Origin of the sequence: Nostoc sp. (assembly GCF_041747015.1) — a bacterium.
GTDB lineage: Bacteria > Cyanobacteriota > Cyanobacteriia > Cyanobacteriales > Nostocaceae > Nostoc.
The window spans coordinates 1-20,337 of the sequence record NZ_JBGTFY010000152.1 but is presented as its reverse complement, the minus strand read 5'-3'; the positions used below and the strand labels follow the sequence as shown (position 1 = coordinate 20,337).

General features: G+C 42.4%; 22 protein-coding genes and 1 pseudogene. 11 read left to right on the top strand and 12 right to left on the bottom strand.

Translation table 11 applies throughout. The annotated features are described in order from the left end of the window. Positions 1-562: 562 nt before the first annotated feature. The 3 genes from ACEW80_RS11935 (at position 563) to ACEW80_RS11925 (ending at position 2,956) form a co-directional block, all read left to right on the top strand. Positions 563-871, top strand: a complete 309-nt coding sequence (locus ACEW80_RS11935; RefSeq protein ID WP_373526778.1) for a hypothetical protein — start codon at positions 563-565, stop codon at positions 869-871. Between the two features lie 328 nt (positions 872-1,199). Then, the gene (gene ppk2, locus ACEW80_RS11930) at positions 1,200-2,123 is read left to right on the top strand and encodes a polyphosphate kinase 2 (protein ID WP_373526777.1); all 924 of its coding nucleotides are present in this window, start codon (positions 1,200-1,202) and stop codon (positions 2,121-2,123) included. A 233-nt stretch (positions 2,124-2,356) separates the two neighbouring features. After that, positions 2,357-2,956, top strand: coding sequence for a hypothetical protein (locus tag ACEW80_RS11925; protein ID WP_373526776.1), 600 nt, complete (start codon positions 2,357-2,359; stop codon positions 2,954-2,956). Positions 2,957-3,089: 133 nt separating this feature from the next. Here the strand turns inward: ACEW80_RS11925 and ACEW80_RS11920 are convergent, their stop codons facing one another. From ACEW80_RS11920 to ACEW80_RS11910, 3 genes are all read right to left on the bottom strand, one after another. After that, positions 3,090-3,422, bottom strand: coding sequence for a DUF5615 family PIN-like protein (locus ACEW80_RS11920; protein WP_373526775.1), 333 nt, complete (start codon positions 3,420-3,422; stop codon positions 3,090-3,092). After that, positions 3,419-3,670, bottom strand: coding sequence for a DUF433 domain-containing protein (locus ACEW80_RS11915; RefSeq protein WP_373526774.1), 252 nt, complete (start codon positions 3,668-3,670; stop codon positions 3,419-3,421). The genes ACEW80_RS11920 and ACEW80_RS11915 overlap by 4 nt, the downstream gene beginning before the upstream one ends. A 274-nt stretch (positions 3,671-3,944) precedes the next feature. Then, complete coding sequence (locus ACEW80_RS11910) at positions 3,945-4,232, bottom strand: type II toxin-antitoxin system VapC family toxin (protein WP_373526773.1); 288 nt, start codon at positions 4,230-4,232, stop codon at positions 3,945-3,947. A 148-nt stretch (positions 4,233-4,380) separates the two neighbouring features. Between ACEW80_RS11910 and ACEW80_RS11905 the strand changes: the two genes are divergently transcribed. From ACEW80_RS11905 to ACEW80_RS11895, 3 genes are all read left to right on the top strand, one after another. Beyond that, complete coding sequence (locus ACEW80_RS11905; RefSeq protein ID WP_373526772.1) at positions 4,381-4,578, top strand: hypothetical protein; 198 nt, start codon at positions 4,381-4,383, stop codon at positions 4,576-4,578. A gap of 269 nt (positions 4,579-4,847) precedes the next feature. Then, a complete protein-coding gene (locus ACEW80_RS11900; RefSeq protein ID WP_373526771.1) occupies positions 4,848-6,281 on the top strand; it encodes a DNA methyltransferase in 1,434 nt (477 codons plus the stop codon). A gap of 11 nt (positions 6,282-6,292) precedes the next feature. Continuing rightward, positions 6,293-7,261, top strand: a complete 969-nt coding sequence (locus ACEW80_RS11895) for a type II restriction endonuclease (protein ID WP_373526770.1) — start codon at positions 6,293-6,295, stop codon at positions 7,259-7,261. 262 nt (positions 7,262-7,523) lie between these two features. On the opposite strand, the gene nifD is transcribed toward ACEW80_RS11895, so the two are convergent. The 7 genes from nifD to nifB form a co-directional block, all read right to left on the bottom strand. Continuing rightward, on the bottom strand, positions 7,524-8,900 hold the full coding sequence (gene nifD, locus ACEW80_RS11890; protein ID WP_373526769.1) for a nitrogenase molybdenum-iron protein alpha chain: 1,377 nt from the start codon (positions 8,898-8,900) through the stop codon (positions 7,524-7,526). A 156-nt stretch (positions 8,901-9,056) separates the two neighbouring features. After that, positions 9,057-9,950: a nitrogenase iron protein gene (gene nifH, locus ACEW80_RS11885; RefSeq protein ID WP_196519648.1), complete on the bottom strand. Its 894-nt coding sequence runs from the start codon at positions 9,948-9,950 to the stop codon at positions 9,057-9,059. A 302-nt stretch (positions 9,951-10,252) separates the two neighbouring features. Continuing rightward, positions 10,253-10,609 carry a group 1 truncated hemoglobin gene (locus ACEW80_RS11880; RefSeq protein WP_373526768.1) on the bottom strand — a complete coding sequence of 119 codons (357 nt, stop codon included), beginning with the start codon at positions 10,607-10,609 and terminating at the stop codon, positions 10,253-10,255. A 224-nt stretch (positions 10,610-10,833) separates the two neighbouring features. Beyond that, on the bottom strand, positions 10,834-11,733 hold the full coding sequence (gene nifU / locus ACEW80_RS11875) for a Fe-S cluster assembly protein NifU (RefSeq protein ID WP_373526767.1): 900 nt from the start codon (positions 11,731-11,733) through the stop codon (positions 10,834-10,836). Positions 11,734-11,877: 144 nt separating this feature from the next. Further along, entirely contained in the window at positions 11,878-13,086 is a 1,209-nt protein-coding gene (nifS, locus tag ACEW80_RS11870; protein WP_373526766.1) for a cysteine desulfurase NifS, read from the bottom strand. A 26-nt stretch (positions 13,087-13,112) separates the two neighbouring features. Then, positions 13,113-13,466, bottom strand: coding sequence for a 4Fe-4S binding protein (locus tag ACEW80_RS11865; protein ID WP_373526765.1), 354 nt, complete (start codon positions 13,464-13,466; stop codon positions 13,113-13,115). A gap of 134 nt (positions 13,467-13,600) precedes the next feature. Continuing rightward, the gene (gene nifB, locus ACEW80_RS11860) at positions 13,601-15,052 is read right to left on the bottom strand and encodes a nitrogenase cofactor biosynthesis protein NifB (protein ID WP_373526779.1); all 1,452 of its coding nucleotides are present in this window, start codon (positions 15,050-15,052) and stop codon (positions 13,601-13,603) included. Between the two features lie 1,125 nt (positions 15,053-16,177). Between nifB and ACEW80_RS11855 the strand changes: the two genes are divergently transcribed. Continuing rightward, positions 16,178-16,756 carry a Uma2 family endonuclease gene (locus ACEW80_RS11855; RefSeq protein ID WP_373526764.1) on the top strand — a complete coding sequence of 193 codons (579 nt, stop codon included), beginning with the start codon at positions 16,178-16,180 and terminating at the stop codon, positions 16,754-16,756. A gap of 61 nt (positions 16,757-16,817) precedes the next feature. Here ACEW80_RS11855 and ACEW80_RS11850 read toward each other — a convergent pair whose 3' ends face one another. Together ACEW80_RS11850 and ACEW80_RS11845 are read right to left on the bottom strand one after the other, a co-directional pair. Continuing rightward, positions 16,818-16,892, bottom strand: a complete 75-nt coding sequence (locus ACEW80_RS11850; RefSeq protein ID WP_334849612.1) for an element excision factor XisI family protein — start codon at positions 16,890-16,892, stop codon at positions 16,818-16,820. A 15-nt stretch (positions 16,893-16,907) separates the two neighbouring features. Further along, entirely contained in the window at positions 16,908-17,330 is a 423-nt protein-coding gene (locus tag ACEW80_RS11845; protein WP_373526763.1) for an element excision factor XisH family protein, read from the bottom strand. A gap of 114 nt (positions 17,331-17,444) precedes the next feature. Between ACEW80_RS11845 and ACEW80_RS11840 the strand changes: the two genes are divergently transcribed. The 4 genes and pseudogenes from ACEW80_RS11840 to ACEW80_RS11825 form a co-directional block, all read left to right on the top strand. Continuing rightward, complete coding sequence (locus ACEW80_RS11840) at positions 17,445-18,404, top strand: NAD(P)-dependent alcohol dehydrogenase (RefSeq protein WP_373526762.1); 960 nt, start codon at positions 17,445-17,447, stop codon at positions 18,402-18,404. 91 nt (positions 18,405-18,495) lie between these two features. Next, positions 18,496-18,654, top strand: a complete 159-nt coding sequence (locus tag ACEW80_RS11835; RefSeq protein ID WP_335151150.1) for a hypothetical protein — start codon at positions 18,496-18,498, stop codon at positions 18,652-18,654. Then, positions 18,644-18,877 carry a hypothetical protein gene (locus tag ACEW80_RS11830; RefSeq protein ID WP_373526761.1) on the top strand — a complete coding sequence of 78 codons (234 nt, stop codon included), beginning with the start codon at positions 18,644-18,646 and terminating at the stop codon, positions 18,875-18,877. The genes ACEW80_RS11835 and ACEW80_RS11830 overlap by 11 nt, the downstream gene beginning before the upstream one ends. A 450-nt stretch (positions 18,878-19,327) precedes the next feature. Further along, positions 19,328-20,337: pseudogene (locus tag ACEW80_RS11825) on the top strand (hypothetical protein); the annotation flags it as partial.

Genomic DNA, 20,337 nt, shown 5'->3' with positions numbered 1-20,337 from the left:
GAAGTCACAAATTTACCTGCTTTGTTAGTTTAATTATTCTTTTAATTGAAGTAAATTATTTAACTTAATTTCCCAAAATAGCAGTTTTTGGATTAGTTTATTTTGACTATCTATTCTCAATAAGAATTGCTAATTGATAGAACCTTGATTGGGCTTGATTTTCAAGCGTTTCTGTTATATCGAACTCAGGTTGCTAATATTAAGCATTGGCAACTTAGCCATCATCAAAAGCTTATCAGGATAGACACATGACCTATAGACTGTTTGAAATTCCATGTGAGAACGGCAATCATGCAGATGTTGTCTGGGCTGATCCTAGTAGCGGCGATCGCATCGCAATGCTTACACTCACCTAGCCTATGCAATTGAAACAACCGACAGTGAAAACAGCGTACTAGATCGCCGGGGTATCCGCTTCAAAAGCTTACGCGACTGGTCAAGAATTAAATAAAAACTGCGTAGCGTCATTAAAGATTCTGGCGATGAGAGCATTATTAGTGTTGTAGATTCTTTTAGAGAATATGGCGATCGCATTAGTCAAAAAGGTATTCGTATTGCTAGTATGCACGCTGCTAGACGCTATCTTGATAGCAGTGATAAGAGAGATTTACCTAGAGGAGTTAAACCCAATATTATCATCATTGATGAGTGTCATCACTGTGCCAGCAATGACGATTTAAGGGGTAAATCTGTATCTGTAAAAAATAAAGATACACCCGATACACCCGATACAACACAGGCATATAAAGCCGCATATCAGATGATCGCAGGTGAGTTCTGGCAATTCAGAACAAAAATAATAAAAAAGATAGATTTAATTTTGATCCAGAATTTGGTCTTTTTAGCCAAGAAAAAAATCTCAATGGATTAGCTGGGTTGCTGCCTTGGTACATACAAGAAAATAAGGAAGGTACAAAACACCATCAACCTCTTGTTGGACATGATCCAATTGGAAGCTTAACCCAGTCTCTTGCTAGACAAAGACAAGCCGATTTTATGGCTGTTTCTACACAAAAGCTGTACGAACATTTTCCAAATCTTAAAGGCTGCTCTTACTTGCTATTTGCAACCCATCCATTACGAGAATTGGAGAGAAACAAATCATAGCATCTGTATATATTTACACTTAATGCGTATTAAAATATATACTTGATAGATAAGCTCTAATTATGCCGATTCAATCGCATGGAGTCACTGCAATGTCAATTGATAAAGTTGAAAACCAGCAAAATAATGATCTAGTTCAACCCGCTACAGGTTTAATAGAAAGCCTGGTAAAGACAAAAGACAAGAAAAAATCTAAAAAATCCAAACGGATGTTTGACGGTAGCACTGAAGCTTTTGCTGATAAAATTCCCAAAAAGACTTTTGAAACTGAACTAGAGCAACTTCAGATTGAGCTAGTCAAAATGCAATACTGGATTAAGCACGTTGGCTATCGGGTTGTTGTAATATTTGAAGGGCGCGATGCTGCCGGCAAAGGAGGAGTAATTAAACGCATTGCCGATCCACTCAATCCTCGTGGCTGTCGTGTGGTTGCTCTGGGAACCCCCTCCGATCGCGAGAAAACTCAGTGGTATTTTCAGCGTTACGTGCAACATCTGCCGACAGCAGGCGAAATTGTCCTGTTCGATCGCAGTTGGTACAACCGAGCCGGAGTTGAACGAGTGATGGGTTTTTGTACTGAAGCAGAATATCAAGAATTCATGCAATCTTGCCCGGAATTTGAACGAATGCTGGTGCGATCGGGCATTGTTTTAATTAAGTACTGGTTCTCCGTCAGCGATGAAGAACAAGAGAAACGTTTTCTCTCTCGCAGTCACGATCCAGCAAGGCGCTGGAAACTCAGTCCGATGGATTTGGAATCACGTAATCGCTGGGTAGAATTCTCCAAAGCAAAAGATACCATGTTTGCTTATACAAATATCCCAGAAGCCCCCTGGTTTACAATTGAAGCGGATGATAAAAAACGGGCGCGGCTCAACTGCATTCATCATTTGTTGAGCAAAGTTCCTTACGAAGATATGACACCTCCTCCCTTAGAACTTCCGGCTAGACCTGTGGGTGAGAATTATCTTCGCGCCCCCCGCAATGAGCAGTTCTTTGTCCCTCAAGTGTATTAAGCCATTACTATTGTGATTGAATATGGCAAACTTTATCTATAGGTGTTGCGATCGCCTATAGCTCCTCTCCAAACCAATTTGGATTTCTCGGTAGTGCTATCGAAAATTAGTCAATACGACGGGCTACTTTGGGAGCATTTCACACACAATTCTTAGACAACTCTACAACAGGGGTAAAATAGAAGCAATTCCCTTTTATTGAAAACGTCATATACTCAAAGCAGCGCAAAACTATGGCGTACAGTGACTTTACTCTAGAAAAAGTTTCGGCTGTTTTGGGAATCACCACCCAAGAAGCCGATCTGTTTCCTAAGCTTATACCTCTTTCTATACCTTCTTGGTTAAATGAAACTCTCGGAAAGCGAACCCAGTTATCTTTAATTAGTGAAAAGGCTCGGAGCGAGTTTATTATTGTACCGATTCTACTAGCCTGCCGCGATATCAGCCAAGATAATTTGGCCATTTTCTCAGGACAAAGACTTGATGTTGATCCTGCACAAGGTTTGATTGGAGAATGTGATTTTATTTTAGCAATGGCTCCACCTTTACCACCATTGCGCTCCCCAATTCTCACTGTTGTAGAAGCAAAGAAAAATGATGTGGAAGCCGGGTTAGGACAGTGCATCGCCCAAATGGTGGCGGCAGATTTATTCAATCGTTCATCTGGACAAGCAGAAATACCCGTCTATGGATGCGTGACAACAGGAGAAATATGGCAGTTTCTTCAACTTTCGCAAAAAGTGGCTCTGCTTGACAAGCAAAGATATTACTTGGATAACGTCGGAGCTATTTTGGCAATTGTACAGACAATTGTTCAAAAATTCAGTAGTTAATTTGTGTAACAGTTTGTTCTCACAAGCGGATGAATCTACTTTTGAGTTGAAGGATAGGCGAAGCCCGTCGTAGACATCGCATGACGGATTACTTAATTGTGCATTTCACAGACAATTTCCCAAAAGCAAAGCTTTAGTACAATTCTAGGCAATGCAGACTTGGATTATTCAGAAGCTCGTGAATTACCTCCACCCAAGAACGAAGTAGAGATTCAACTTGTTTTGTTGGTAGATTTCCGCAATGTAGCCATACAACTTTAGGCGGAGAACCGTACAAACGGCTTCTTTCGGCAAAGTCTACATCTTGAGTTACGATGCAAAAGTCATTGGTTTTAGCAAATTCCCATATTGCAGTATCAGTCTTCACTTCCAGCCCATGAAACTGAACGTGACTGGAATCAGGGAAAATGTCTGCTAATTGAGTTATTAGCTTGCGACTCAAATTTTGATCAAAAAGCAGCTTCAAACACCACCTACCGTTTGCGTAGCGTCTGGTAGAGAAGCAATTAAACGATGTTCACGGTCAGCAGCGAATTCTAGACTTGCTCTAATGTCTTCTTCTGTTAATTCAGGGAAGTCGTCTAATATCTCCCCATGAGACATACCAGATGCCAACCAGCCGAGAACATCGTACACGGTAATTCGCATCCGTCGAATGCAAGGTTTACCGCCTCGCTTATCAGGCTCAATTGTAATAATGTCGTGATAGCTCATAGTGATTATAAACTGCGTAGCATCTTTCTAAGTCTAAAACAGCTTAACATCGCCCTGCAACAAGGCGATCGCACCAACAGTCTACTTGTTATACATCTCACACACAATCCCTAAATGTTGTCGAGTAAAGGCGATCGCACCAACGGTCTACTCATAAGTGCATCTCACAGATAATCTTTGTTATGCGTAGGCGTTGCCCGTCGCAGACATCGCTTGTTAGTAACTCACTTTCAGGATACAGCTCTGTCATTCTCACCAAGCACGCATCTGCTAACTACATAGGAACTGACTGATATTGGCGCAGCAATTCTTTAATGACTGCTACTTCTTCACTCAAGCACATCGAAATTAATATCTTTCCCTCGTCCACTAAAGACATCACCGTTTCCTGACCACCGTAAATATTTCGCAACAAAAAACAAGTCTCTACAATCACAGCCTCACAAGTAAGTAAAGGCTGCTCAATTGTAGCTAAGGTATTAATTACCCAGGCATGAAGATGCTCTCTGCGATTAATAAAAGCTACTAATGGTCCCGTATCGATGATGACTCGCTGCTTCACTCAGTTCCTAAACCTTCAAGATACTGTTTGTTCGTCGCCAAATCACCGAGACCACCATCAACACAACCAGCAAATCGTTGGGCTGCTGCCAAAAATGAAATAGGCTCAATTTGTTCAATCTTTGTATTTTTTTGTGCTCTGCGAATCTATGCAGAAGCTCACCAAATGGGGCAAAAGTAAAAAGTTATTAGATGAAGGCGATCGCAACAACAGTCTACTTCTTTTACTGCGATGTCTACGACGGGCTACGCCGATCGCACTATTTCGTAAATTAGTTTTATTAACGCCCAATCATCGGCATTTCAGCAAGATACCCCGATTGTTAATTGAGGATTGGACAGTTTAATGCGTAGACGTAGTCCGTCGTAGACATCACATCCCCTGATCACGCGATCGCACCAACAGTCTACTTTTTAGGCATCTCACACACAATCTCTAAGTATGCAGTGGCGTGTTGTTGAGTTGGGGCGTAGGCATAGCCCGTCGTAGACATCGCTATGACTGGCTACCTAAATATACAGTGACTTTTTGTAAAGTTTGTGCCAATCATATATCTACCCCTAAAATTTAGAACTATACTAGCTTGACAAGTTAATTCTCTAGGAACATTCATCTGTGGTCAGCCTAGCAAGTGTCTCCAATACCGTGTCTGAAGTGGAAAGTGATGGTTTAGGTGAAATTGACAACCTTGATAGGCAACTGCATCGGCGCTTCCAGAATAAATTTTTGGTTGATCCCTCATTGACACGACTTATAGTTAGTTTTCAAGCTAACAAAATTAGACCTATCTATCGTTGGTACAAATATAAAGAAGCTTTCTCTGCATCTCTTATAGAATATTTATTGCAACAATATAAAACTACTCAAGGCAAGATTTTAGATCCATTTGCAGGCAGTGGAACTGCGCTATTTGCTGTTAAAGAAACTGGAATTGATGCTGACGGCATTGAATTATTGCCCATTGGCCAACAAATAATTAATGCTAAAAAGCTTTTAGATTCTGAATTTAGTTCTGAAGATTTCGAGAGGATAAAAACTTGGTCAAAATTACAGGTTTGGAAGCAGTGCGATCAGAAAAAAAACTTACCAGAATTGAGAATTACAAAAGGAGCTTATGCTGAACTAACTAGAAATGCAATTGAGCAGTATCTTGAAGCTTGTAAACAAGAAAATAGTAGAGTACAAGCAGTTTTAAACTTTGTCTTACTGTGTGTTTTAGAATCTATAAGTTACACACGTAAAGATGGACAGTACCTCCGTTGGGATTATCGTTCTGGTCGTGGACAGAGTAAAAAACCTTTCAATAAAGGCGAAATTCTAGAGTTTGATAATGCGATCACCAATAAAATAAGTGAAATTATTGATGATTTAGTGCCTTCTACACAACAAATTGAGCTTTTTCCAATTAAAAATTCTCAAGGTCAAATTAACCTTTATGGAGGATCTTGTCTTGAGATTATGCCGTGCCTAGCCAATTCTGTATATGATGCAATTATTACATCCCCACCCTATTGCAATCGATACGACTATACTCGCACTTATGCACTAGAACTAGCTCTACTTGGTATTTCTGAAAAGGAGTTAATTAACCTTCGTCAGGAAATGCTAAGTTGTACTGTTGAAAATCGTCCCAAAGATTTATTGACTATTAACTCAGACTGGAAAACAGCCTTAACTATTGCTGATTCACAGAATTTGTTGCAGGCTATCTTAAAATATCTAGATAACCAAAAAGCAAAAGGTGTGTTGAATAACAATAATATACCAAGAATGGTCAGAGGGTATTTTTATGAGATGGCGTGTGTAATACAAGAATGTTTTCGTGTTCTTAAACCAGGGGCACTTTTATTCCTGGTTAACGACAATGTTCGCTATGCAGGCGCAAGCATTTCAGTAGATATGATTCTCTCTGATTTCGCCCAACAGCTAGGTTTTGTTATTGAAAATATTCTTGTTTTGCCAAGTGATAAGGGTAATAGTAGCCAGCAAATGGGAAATCATGGACGCGATCCATTGCGGAAGTGCGTTTATGTGTGGAAAAAGCCATAACTCGAATTCTTATGTGTTCTTATCGTAATCATCTTCAATCCATTGATGATCTCATAACAACTTATGAAGCAATCCGTGTAGGTTTTGTAGCTCTTGCCCTGGAGAAAAATCGACGTGCTACACCCTATGTAGCAGAAGCAAGGGCACTTAAAGAAGCTGCTGCTCAAGCTGAGAGTCCTGTTGAATTACTAAAGATTAAGGGCATTGAGATGGGACTGTTAACTGCGGCAGGCTTATCTGACAAATCTCTAGCGCATCTGATGTCAGAGGATAAGGTAGAAGCTTTAAATGGTCTGATCAAAAATTTTCTTGAACCAGCAGGTGCAAACTTTGCAGAGGAATTGGTTTTTAGATTTTTGCTGACTCGTGGTGACACACTTGGTGGCTCAATGCGAAATATTGGAGGGGCGTTGGCACAAAGAAAGCTGACTCGTGCAATTCTTTCTACTCTCACGATCGCTGGTACAAGATACCACTGGCAACACTCAAAGAGTAAAAAGTGGATAGCGATGACAAATAATGACTCAGAAATTGAGTTATCTTTACGGGGAATAACTTGGGAAAGCGAGATTGGCGAGCGCACACTAATTTATAACCTGACTGTCCCGCTAGTTAGAAGTAATGTGGATCTATGTTTGTTTAACCTCAACCCAGCACAGTTAGTAGCCAACAAATCTAGCGCCATTGAACCATCTGTAGTTGCGCCATACGTTATCGCCCTTGGTGAACTTAAAGGGGGTATAGATCCCGCAGGCGCAGATGAGCATTGGAAAACTGCACAAGCAGCACTAAATCGTATACGTGAAGCATTTTCTAGAGTAGGGCATTCACCTCTTACTTTCTTCGTAGGATCAGCGATCGCCAGAAGGATGGCAGGCGAAATCTGGAATCAATTGGAAAACGGCACTCTCAGTAACGCTGCTAACCTAAATAAAGAGAACCAAGTCGCATCTATTTCTCGTTGGTTGTGCAGTCTATAAAGGGGTAGAGCCGATGTCTACGACGGGCGTAGCTGCGTCACCATTTAATCTAAAAAATCGTCATTAAAAATAGTCTTTTATTTTACAGTTTTTCTTTAAGCAGAATGCAAGCGAAATCTAAAAACCAGACTCCATAAGAGTTATACTATCTGAAGCATCAAAATAGATTATTTCTAGATAACCCTGCAACTGGCATTTAGGCTAGAAATAGGCTCTTTTTTCTACCGCCGCTAAAAAACATTGCATTACGTGACTTCCAGCCTCAATGACCAAGTTCGGAGTAATCCCAAGAGTGCATTTGACGGAAAGGTAGACCCATCTTTTGGAAGACGTACTTCTCTTTCACACCAGAAGCTACTAGGTCAGGCTTCAGCGCTTTGATAAATTCCTCGAATTCGTAAGCGGTAACGTCGTCATAAACGATGGTGCCGTTTTCGATGTAGCCAGCGGTACGTTTGTAGTCATCGTTATGACCGAACTCATAACCTGTACCAATCATCTTCATGCCCAAGTCTAGGAAGGCTGGGACAACGTGGCGAGGACGTAGACCACCAACCATGATGGCAACAGTCTTACCTTCTAAGCGGGGGCGGTACTTACCGACTACCGCATCCATTGTTGGCTGATACTTGGCGATTACCTTCTCAGCGTTTGCTTGGATTGTCTCGTCAAATTTAGAAGCAATTTCCCGTAAAGATTCAGCAATCTTGGTGGGGCCGAAGAAGTTGTATTCCAACCAGGGTATACCGTAAGCTTCTTCCATGTGACGGCTGATGTAGTTCATCGACCGGTAACAGTGGATGAGGTTCATCTTCACATTGGGGGTCATCAACATTTCGTTGAGGGTGCCATCACCTGACCACTGAGCGACTACGCGCAAGCCGATTTCTTCTAACAGGATGCGGCTAGCCCAAGCATCTCCACCGATGTTGTAGTCACCGATAACGGCTACGTCATAAGGGGTACCTTCAAACTTGAGTGTACCGTCTTTCTTGGCTTGGTCGGATTTGGTGAACACCCAGTCACGAACCATGTCGTTAGCAATGTGGTGACCCAAAGATTGAGAAACACCCCGGAAGCCTTCGCAACGCACAGGTACAACTGGCTTGCCAATTTCTTTCGATGTCTTCCGAGCAACAGCTTCTATGTCATCCCCAATTAGACCAATGGGACATTCAGATTGAATGGAAACACCACGGTTGAGTGGGAAAAGTACATCAAGTTCTTGGATGAGTTTGGTAAGTTTCTTGTCTCCACCAAAGACGATATCTCGTTCTTGGAAGTCGGAGGTGAAGTTCATGGTACCAAAGGAGTCAATACCTGTAGTACCGATGTAGTAATTACGACGACCAGACCAAGAATAATAACCGCAACCTACAGGCCCGTGGCTGATGTGGATCATGTCCTTAATAGGACCCCAGACCACACCTTTAGAACCGGCGTAAGCACAACCACGAGCGGTCATTACCCCAGGAAGGGATTTAACGTTAGACTTAACGCCGCAATCGGACTTACCTTCTTCGTATACGTTTAAGTGTTTTTCGCGCTTTTTAGCAGCTTTTTCAGGATAAGCACTGAGAACTTCTTTAATTAGTTCTTTTCTTTCTTCGATGATGTTTTGATTTTCTGGAGGTGTCATACTTAGCCTCTGTGACTTGTAAGGATCGGGGCATAGGGGGACTAGGAGTCCCCTCTAAGGTTAGGGGGGAGATGTAGGCGAGAGGAGCAAAGGTCAAAGGTAAGATTGATATCTTTCCTTTTTCCTTGTGCTAAAGCATTATTTATTAGCAGCGAATTATACTACAGGAACTTCAGCAGCACTCTTGCCAATCAACATTGCAGCATTTTCTTCGCTTTCGAGAACACCAAATTCAATCAACAACTCTTCCAACTCTTCCATCTCAATAGGTGTGGGGATGGTGAGATTCTTGTTTTCGATAATCTTCGTGGCTAATGCGCGATATTCTTGACTTTGATTGCTATCAGGTGCGTACTCGTTCACAGTCATCCGACGCAATTCTGCGTGTTGAACGATGTTGTCACGGGGTACGTAGTGAATCATTTGGGTGTTCAACCGTTTTGCCAGGGTTTCGATGAGATCGATTTCCCGGTCAACGTTACGGCTGTTACAAATCAGACCACCCAAACGCACGCCACCAGTGTGAGCATACTTGAGAACACCACGAGCGATGTTGTTAGCAGCGTACATCGCCATCATTTCACCTGATGTCACGATGTAGATTTCTTGGGCTTTACCTTCACGAATAGGCATAGCAAAACCACCGCACACAACGTCACCCAATACGTCGTAGGATACGAAGTCAACGTCTGTGTAAGCACCGTTTTCTTCCAAGAAGTTGATGGCGGTGATGATACCACGACCAGCACAACCTACACCGGGTTCTGGACCACCAGATTCTACGCAACGAACGTCCCGGAAGCCGGTCAGCATTACTTCATGGAGTTCTATATCTTCAACAGCGCCTCGTTCAGCAGCCAATTGGAGAACGCTTGTTTGAGCCTTGCTGTGCAGCATCAAACGGGTGGAGTCAGCTTTCGGGTCGCAACCGACGATCAGGATGCGTTGACCCATTTCTGCCATAGCTGCTAAGGTGTTTTGGGAAGTGGTAGATTTACCAATACCGCCCTTACCGTAGAAAGCTATCTGTCTAATTTTTTCGTCAGTCATGATTCGTGTTATCCTGCAATTGGTTGGTGGGTTTTCTTTTGTTTGTTGGCTCTCACACCTGTTGAGCTACAGCAGTGAGGGTATATAGAACGTCGCCGGGGGCGATCGCTCTACAGCTAAAATGATCGAAAGCAAGTACATATATTTCCTGGTTAAATTTTTTTTCTTTTGTCCTTAGTCATTAATCATTTGTTGTGACTAACGACTAAGAGATTACGCAATTTACAAATACGTCGTAATGTGTTTCAGTTTGAAAAACTAAATAGGACTTGATTTTGTCAACAATCAATGCTTAAGTCCTATTACTTGTTTAAAATAGCGCCCTTTAAATTTGAGACGCGCTCTAGTGCAGCTTTGGTGTCTTCTGCTGACTCTCCACGCACAGCCATTGCTTCACCCAGATGCGTGGCGATCGCATCGAAGTGTGGTTGCTGTAGATTCATTCCAGCGTGGGTTTTGTCCATTGGACGACCGGTGTATTGCTTTGGACCCTCAAATATTTGAGATAAGAAAGCAACTAGATGATTACGTTGCTTAACCATATCTGTACCAGCAAAAATGGGATTGAGGAGGCTGTCTGTCGCAATGCGTTTGTGGAGTTCATCTACTATTTGTTCAATAGCTGGTTGTCCGCCCAGCTTGTCATACAATGTACTCATATCCTGTTCCTTTGAAGCGAGTTGGATGATGAAATTCGCAAGTAGGCTGCTTAATCTATGAAGCCTATATGCTGTTAGCCGTCATAGCTAATTTAGCTATCGGTTGTCGGTAGGATTGAAGCATTGAGTGGAGACAATTATATGGTTCAAATCCTACTTTCTGTTCCTGGCTGAAGGCATATTAGGGCGTATTTGTAAAGTGGGTTAAGTCAAGAAAGCAATTCCTAAACTGCTTCGACTACAAGGCTCTTGCTGACACGATCTTGTAATCTGGCTTCGATCGCAATTTTTAGAGTTGCTGTACTACTAGAACAGGAACCGCAAGCACCTTGCAGTACAACTTTCACGCGATCGCCTTCGACATCATAGAGTTCTACGTCTCCCCCATCTGCAATGAGTACGGGTCTGACTTCTTCATCAAGAACTTTTTGAATTAGAGCAATCTTTTGGACGTTAGTTAGCGATCGCTGCTTAGAGGTGACAATTTCTGTGGCAACTTTTACGCCGTAATCGTTGAGAGCAGGTGAGGCGTATTCCTGTTGAACTGATTTTATTATATCATCAATGTTCGCCAGACAGGAACCGCATCCGCCACCAGCTTTCACATAATTTGTTACCTCTTCGGCACCAGTGAGATTATTTTCTAGAACGACGCGGCGAATTCTGGCCTCGCTGATCCCAAAGCAACTACAAATTAACGCACCTTCATCATCATCATCATGGGTAGCTAGAGGTATGCCACGATAATTATAGATAGCGGCTTCTAGCGCTTCTTGTCCCATGACAGAGCAATGCATCTTTGCTTCTGGTAAACCACCCAGGTAATCTGCAATGTCTTTGTTGGACACTTTCAGAGCTTCGTCTAAGGTTAAACCTTTGACCATTTCGGTTAATGCACTAGAAGATGCGATCGCACTAGTACAACCAAAGGTTTGAAAACGAGCATCTAGAATCTTATCAGATTCTACTTCCACTTTTAGGTGCAATCTTAGAGCATCACCGCAAGCAATGCTGCCGATTTCACCCGTTGCAACCTTAACTCCAGCTTCGCCCGTTTCTTCAATTTCTCCCTGATTCTTGGGATCGTAAAACAGTTCTAATACTTTATCGGTGTAGTCCCACATATTATTAAGTGCTGAGTGCTGAGTGCTGTTAGCGGTAGCGGGGCGTTTAGCCCGTGCTGAGTGGGGGAGTGGGGAGTGGGGAGTGGTGAGTAGTAAATTCTTTATTCCCTACTCCCTATTCCCTACTCCCTACTCCCTAATTAATTAACGATGCGCTAGTGCTTGTTCTTGTCCTTGCAACCAACCTGCCTCATCATTTTTGAAGGGTGAGAGGGCGCGTAGACGTTCTACAATACTGGGCATTACCTCTATTACTTGATCGATTTCGGCTTCTGTGGTGTAGCGACAAAGACTGAAGCGAATTGAACCGTGCAAAGTTGTGTAGGGTAAGCCCATTGCCCGCAGGACGTGGGAGGGTTCGAGAGAACCGGAGGTACAAGCAGAACCGGATGATGCACAGATACCGTATTTGTTCAATAACAGTAGGATTGCTTCACCTTCGATGTACTTGAAGCCGATATTGGTTGTGTTTGGCAATCTCTGCGTAACGTCACCGTTAACGACACAATCGGGGATTTTAGCGAGTAAAGTTTGTTCGAGGCGATCGCGCAGCTTTCTTTCTCTTGTGGTGGCTTCTTCCAAGTGTAACAGTTCTAGTTCCGCAGCTTTGCCCAAGGCGATAATTGCTGGAACATTCTCTGTTCCCGCCCTACGTCCACGTTCTTGGTGTCCCCCAATCATGAAGGGACGGAACCGAACTCCGCGCCGAATATATAAAGCACCAATTCCTTTAGGGCCGTGCAGCTTGTGACCAGACAGGGTTAACATATCCACGGTGCTAGTCTTCATATTTAAGGGGATTTTTCCCACTGCTTGCACCGCATCTACATGGAAGATAGCACCAGATTCTTTGACGCGCAACCCAATTTGCTCAATCGGGAAAATCGTCCCGGTTTCGTTATTAGCATACATAATCGTCACCAGGGCGGTGTTACCCGTCAAGGAAGCTTCTAGTTCATCTAAATCTAGCTGCCCTTGATGATTTACTGATAGATAGGTAACACTATAACCTTGGGTTTCTAATTGTTTGCAGACATTGAGTACTGCTGGATGTTCAACTTGTGTAGTGACGATATGTCGCTTTTCTGGTTGCGCTAACAGTGCGGCTCGAATCGCCGCGTTATCTCCCTCAGTACCGCAACTTGTGTAGACAATTTCTGACTCATCGGCTCCCAGGATGGCTGCAAGTTGTTCTCTTGCTGTTCTCACTGCTTTACCGACTTGCCCACCAAAGGTATGCATACTGGAGGGATTGCCGTAATAATCTGTAAGGTAAGGTAGCATTACCTCTATAACTTCTGGGTCTACCTTAGTGGTTGCATTATTATCGAGATAGATGCAGTTATTTTGCATTGTTGTCTTCAATTACGAATTACGAATTACGAATTACGAATTATTTGGGGTTGGCGCTTTTGCAACTGCTCAGAGTATTTTTGGGAATAGCAGTTAAACCAACGTTCCCAGTAATCTTGTTTATTTGTTAATTTAGCGACTACGTGGTTGTAATTGGTAAACCAGCCTTCCCAATAATCGCTAGGCTGCTTAACGCAACCGTCGCAGGTGGGACATCCAGCTTTACACTGAGGCACAGTATGAATGCTACCAATACAGTTTGTACAAAGTTCGGGGTCAATCCAGTGCTGTCCGTCAACCACTTTAACTGCATTTGTGGGACATACTGTTAGACAGAGATTGCAGGAAATACACTGGCTAGTAAGAATTTGGTAAGCCATGATTTATTCTCCTTTTGGGGAATGGGGAGTGGGGAGTGGGGAATGGGGAGTGGGAGAGGCGCGATTAATCGCGTCTCTACTGGGGAGTGGTGAGTGGTAAATATTGAAATTCCCTACTCCCTACTCCCTACTCCCTATTCGTTATTCCCTAATTCCTTAACGTATTGCTCGTAAAACTCTAAAGCAACCTTTTCAATCACGTCGTAAGCTTCAATTGTCTGTATTCCAGCTTCTTGCAATTTTTCTTGAGGACAGTTACCAATCTTGGAAACTAAAACTGCTTTGCAATCTGCGATCGCTTTCATAATATGCTCAAAGGAAGCTTCTTCGCCGTATCCACCTTGGCAGTATTGGTCAATTTTGCGATGACCGACAAAGCGAACTTCGTCTCCACCCACTTCGTAAATTTGGAATTCTTTCGCATGACCGAAGTGTTGGTTAACTAATCCGCCGCCTTTGGTTGCTACTGCAACTAAAACTTTCGGACTGTTGGCAATTTTCTTACCAGCTAGCGCTTTATCTTTGGCTACTTTAAGTTCTTCTTTAAACTTCTCAATTCCGTCGTGAACAGTAGCGCGTTGTTCCATGTCATATTCGGGAGCCATTTCCAAGAATTTCTCTTTGGAAAACTCTTGGCTGCGGTCTTCACCCAACAATCCGACTGCATCGGCACGGCACTGGCGACAGTGACGCATCATTTTCATGTTACCAGAGCAGTTGTCTTGAACTTCTTTGAGTTCTTTGGGTGTGGGGCCGCGTTGACCGGTTAAACCGAAGTGTGTGCCATGTTCTGGTGCAGAAATCAATGGCATGATGTTGTGCAAGAATGCACCTTTCTCACGGATGACTCGATTCACTTCGACTAAGTGATGGTCATTAATTCCGGGAATCATCACGGAGTTGACTTTGCACAAGATGTCAGCATCTTTCAGGGCTTGCAATCCTTCCATCTGTCTTTCGTGGAGAATTCTTGCGCCTTCAAGACCTCTGTAGCGCTTGCGTCTGTAGTGAACCCAAGGATAAATCTTAGCACCGATCTCTGGATCTACCATGTTAATGGTGATCGTAACGTGATCTATATTTAATTGTTTAATGCGATCGATGTAGTCTGGGAGCATTAAACCATTGGTTGATAAGCACAGCTTGATGTCTGGTGCTTGCGCTGCAATCAACTCAAATGTGCGGAAGGTTTTTTCTGGGTTCGCCAATGGGTCGCCAGGGCCGGCAATTCCCACAACTGTCATTTGGGGAATTTTACCACCAATGACCAAAGCTTTATGTGCTGCTTCTTCTGGTGTTAGCAATTCGCTAACTACTCCAGGACGGCTTTCGTTAGCGCAATCATATTTACGGTTGCAATAGTTGCATTGAATGTTGCAAGCTGGAGCAACTGCAACGTGCATCCGGGCGTAGTGGTGATGAGCGTCTTCGCTGTAGCAGGGATGTTTAGCAATGCGTTCTTGGAGCTTTTCGTCCCTTTCCACGGTGGTGCTGGTGGTGCTGTCACAGCCGCAACCACCTGATTTTGCTTGGGTTGGCGATTCCGTAGCGTTGGAGTTGAGGAGTCGTGTAGACGGTGATGTCATTGAGTTTCGCAAAAGGTCGGTGGACTTGGCTGCCACTGTGGGAGATGCTGTTGCTACTCTTTCATGCCCAGAATTGAAGTCGCGTCTTCCACACTGCCTGCAAACCCTTGGGTGAGGGCGACTTGTTTTCAAGTCAGACAGGCGATAGATATCTGATGTTCGGCTGGTGTGTGTCAACGTTCGGTTCTTGGGTAGAATTTGTGCTTACAGCCGCGACTTCTCTTCACTTCAGGCATGGTGCTATGTCATCCCTCCACTCACTCTTCGCTTTGTTTTGTTTCAGAGCGTTGGGTGATTGGCGATATAAGATTTATAGCAGCCGTCTCCCAGCCAGATGTTGCGTCTCTCTAGGATAGAATTTATTGGATTTATTACTTTTGTACTCAAATACTAAAAACCCTAATTCTTCAAGCATTACAAGAATTAAAAAAGTTTTTTTCGGGTAGGGGTTCTAGTATTTTTTGGTTGGGGTTCTAGTGTTTATATATAGGGGTTCAGGATTTCTTTGTACTCAGTCAAAACCCAACCCCAGCATGGAAATTTAATCTAATTACAACTGGGTTTGGGTTATTTAAATGTGTACTCAGAGTGCCCTCAAGTTCCGTCAAAAGCATTAAATGCCAAGGGTTTGAGGGTGAAAAACTGGAGTAGTCTACATCGTTCTACTCCAGAAACGTGCGAAATTCAATTCTGTATCTAACATATCATTTTTTTGAGGGTAAAAATGCAATTCATATTTTTTTAATTTTTGCTTTGACAATGATGTTCAATTGTGGTTCTAAGTCTTGTCTGATAAGCGATGTGAGGTAATGAAAATAGGTGTGTTGCTGCATATCATTTTCAAAAAACTTAACTTTTAACTCGTTATTTTCATTCCCACAATGAGGAGATGGGTAAGAAACTGTGGGATTTTGTGTTTAAGAGAAACAACAAACTATAATCTAACATGATTGTGCGATCGCAATGAATTTTCTGAATTGCTCACTACAAACCTTAGCAAAAAACCCCATTCCCAAAACGGGAAGGGGCAAAATTCAAAATATTTCTTCTTATAGGAGAGAGGTTGTCCAAAAGCCGCGCTTACTATTTAGCTACAATCAAACCAAGCTTGAAAAAATCTGAGTTATGATAACCATCCCCCAACAGCCGCCAAAAATGACCGTTGAGGAATATCTGGAATGGGAACCTCAGCAAGACATTCACTACGAATATGCCAATGGCGAAGTATTTGCTATGACAGGCAGTACAATTCCCCATAACGACATTGCACTTAACTTGTACACTGCCTTACATCCTCATCTGCGTTCCAGGGGTTGTCGAGTGAATGTGTCAGGGGTGAAAGTGCAACTCACTCCCCAGAGCCGCTACTATTATCCTGATGTTATTGTCAGTTGCGACCCTGAAGACCTTAATGCCCGCAACTTTATCCAACATCCCAAGCTAATTGCCGAAGTTCTTTCGCCAGGTACAAGCGCCAAAGATCGGGGTGAAAAATTTACTTATTATTTGACAATCCCCAGTTTGCAAGAATATATCTTGATTGACTCGGAACAAATCTCCGTCGAACGTTACTGTCGGGGTGAGGGTAGGATGTGGCTTTACTATCCCTATACGGCTGGAGATATCGTCACTCTATCGAGCATTGAATTTGAATGCCCGATTGAATTGCTGTATGAAGGTGTTGTATTTAACACTGAAGAATAAAGAGAATGTTCTGTGTTAACTTTTAAAGAGCGATGTCTACGACGGGCTGCGCCTACGCACCTTAAGCAACTGCATAGCCAGTGTAGGGTCTTAACTCCGGTGGACGAAACCCCAGAACAATGTGTTCTTTAGGAATTCCAGCCAGAGTGGTCTAACTTGGTATAATCCATTGTTTAATAACCTCCTGTTTTGGATCAAAGGTAATCAGCTTTAAACGATGATTTCTCAGTAACAGTTTGCCGATAGGTTCTTCAAATAAATCATCAAAAACTCTGTTAGGTACTGCAAGATATAACATTCGCTCTGGCTCCAATTCAATTAAGATATCCTGATATAAAATATACTGACCCAATGCTTTTTCTAAATCATCAACATCCGAACTGTCGCTAAAACTTTTAATCACAACTGCAATTTTTGATTCCCCTTTTTGCGCTGCTAACAGTTGTCTAGCACCTAAATCAACATACAAATCTTTTTTACCAAACTTCAGAGCCAGTGGATCGTGAGTAATTGTCCATTTGTCTTTAATCAAAGCATTTTTGACATTGTTGTGATAAAAGTCTCTAGCTGGCATACAGGTGTAGTTTTAGACTGATATTTCTATTTTAGGAAATCGCTACACTAGATTTATCAGGAAAAACAGGCTGTCTGAGTTAATTCAGCCAAACAGGGTAGCAGGAGAAATGCAATGAAAGCAGTGGTTATCCGTCGGTATGGCGCGGCTGAGGTTTTGCAGTATGAAGATGTGGAACAGCCGAAAATTGAGCCAACGCAGTTACTTGTGAAAGTTCGTGCTAGTAGTGTTAATCCCATTGATTGGAAAATTCGCCAAGGGATGTTGAGTTTGATTACCGGCAGCAATTTTCCGAAGATTCTGGGGTTTGATGTGGCGGGAGATGTGGTAGCCATTGGCTCTGGTGTCACCCGCTTTAAAGCAGGAGATGCTATTTATGGCAGTACTAGCTTCCCTGGAGGAGGTTATGCCGAATTTGCAGCTGTTTCAGAAAATGTAGCGGCTCTCAAACCAACGAACTTATCTTATGAAGAAGCTGCGGCTGTACCTTTAGCAGCGCTTACGGCTCTGCAATCGCTGCGAAATGAGGGAAATATTCAAACAGGACAAACCGTTTTGATTAATGGTGCTGCGGGTGGTGTGGGGATTTTTGCGGTGCAAATTGCTAAAGCTTTAGGGGCAGTGGTGACGGGAGTTAGCAGTACCAAAAACTTGGATTTGGTGAAATCTTTGGGTTGTGACCGCGTGATTGATTATACGCAACAGGATTTTACCCAAGATATAGCGCAGTATGACATTATCTTTGATGCAGTGGGTAAGCGATCGCTCTCACAAACGAAAAGAGTCCTCAAACCCAACGGAATTTATATCACCACGTTACCAAGTCCCGAAGTCTTCTTAGAGAGCGTTTTAACAGCGTTCCTTCCCATTCAAAAAGCGAAATTTATTTTGCAAAAACCCAACACTCAGGATTTGGTTTATCTGAAAGAATTGATTGAAACAGGTACAATTCGTGTGGTGATTGATCGCACATATCCCTTAGAAGAACTCGCGGCGGCTCATATTTATAGTGAAACTGGGCGTGTAGTGGGTAAAATTGCGTTGGTGCAACCCGTCGTAGACATCGCCATTTAGGGCAACTGAGATTTTTCACCCTCTAAGGCTTAATATTATTTGTGTCACAATTGAGGAAAATAATATATATCCTACGACCCGGCAAGCCCTTATGTGTGTAATTATTTGCCAGTACTTGTCTAATTTCTATCGGGAAATTCAGCTATTCCGTTTTAGTGACACAACTGGCAATGTGTTTATTTTGGCAGGTGATGAGCTACAAATCCTTATATTTCGTGATGGAACTTGGAGATTTGTCAATGAAACCTAATTTTGCCCAAATGTCCACAAAAGAGTTGAGGGCGTATGTGCTTGCTAATCGGGAAGATATAGAAGCGCTGGAAATCCTATTTAGTCGCCGCACTCCTGACTCAGAAGCAATTATATATCCATCGATGTTTACTGAAGATGGTAAACCTATAGAAGAGAATAATCGGATAATTGCAGAAGCGATCGCTCAGAGAGTTCAGCAAGAGAATCATAATCAGGATTAGCTGTGTGGTTAGTACATTTTACTGAAAATCTTGGCGATCGCAGTTTCCAATTAATCTAAAAAACCAACGCAAAACCTAACCCCCTAAACCCTTCACGACGCGGTAAGAGGTAAAATTCAAAATCTCTCTCCTAAAAGGCTTTCATGTTCAACCACATCCCGCCTAGAACTAAAGTTCCAGGCTCATAGCCAAAGTCCACTGAAGTGGACTGGAATACATTTTTGATTGAGTCATCTTGAGATGACTTTCGCTATGAGACTCGGAATTCATTCCGAGGCGGGACAGATGCACTACACAAATATTTGTGTGTACACCGTAGCCTAAAAGGAGAGAGATTTAGAGAGAGGTTCTTAGATACCTGTGATATTTCTGCAATAACCCTGAAATCTGGAAACATTACTCCAGCTAGTGGATATACTCGTAATCAAACTCTCAACAGAAGCGAGTATTATGCTGGACTGGTTAGCTATTTGGGGTGTAACTCAGGCCGCCGGGTTGATTTTTAAACCCATTCTAGAAGACTTAGCCAAGGATGCTGCTAAAGATTGGGCTAAAGATTTATTAAAAGGCATCCCTGGCAAGATTGTCGAGAAACTTAAGAAGGAAGACATAGAAATTGCTGCTGGTAAAGCCTTAAAGGAATTTTTGCAACTCATGCAGCAGCAGTTAAAGGTTCGTTGCAAACTTGCTGAAGCTGAGATTAAAAACTACACCACAGACATCCAGAAATTTATCAGCGATAAATCGGTTACAGAAATTCTTGGTAAGGCTTTTGATATTAATTGTGAATCTCTAGACGCTAAAACCCTAGAAGATAGTTGGAACAGGCTGCAATTAAAACCTCTGCCATCTAAGTTTAACTGGCAATCAATTACAGAACAGTATTTAACACAAGTCCAAGAACTTCTTTTAGATTCAAAAGATTTACACCATATCCTAGAATTACAAAAGTTATCTGAGATTGAAATAAATACAAAAGAAATTGCTGGTGTTATTGTAGATTTTAATTTAACTAAATATCAAGAAGGAATCCGCGAACGCTATGGCAATCTCAAGTTAGATAGCTTAGATACTAGCGGCTATGCCTATAACGAACTGAAATTATGGCAGATTTTTACTGCTCAAAATGTCCGGGAAACTCATCAAGTTTTAGCACAAGTTCACGAACTGCCTAAAGAACATCTTAGACGGCTGCGAGAAACTGACCAAGTAGAAGCTGTTGAATTAGAAGAATTAGAACGCCACAAACGGGTTTATTTTGAACAGCCGATCCGTTCAGTCTTAGATGTTGTCAATAAAAAGCAAGATTATAAATATATTGGGGAGCATGTCAACTTTGTTAGAACATATGAACTATTGAATAGTGGCAAAATCAATGAAAATATAGGAAGAAATCAATTTTCACAACAACAATGGAACCAGCTAATCAGAAAAAAATCCAGAAACATCTTCAAGCCATA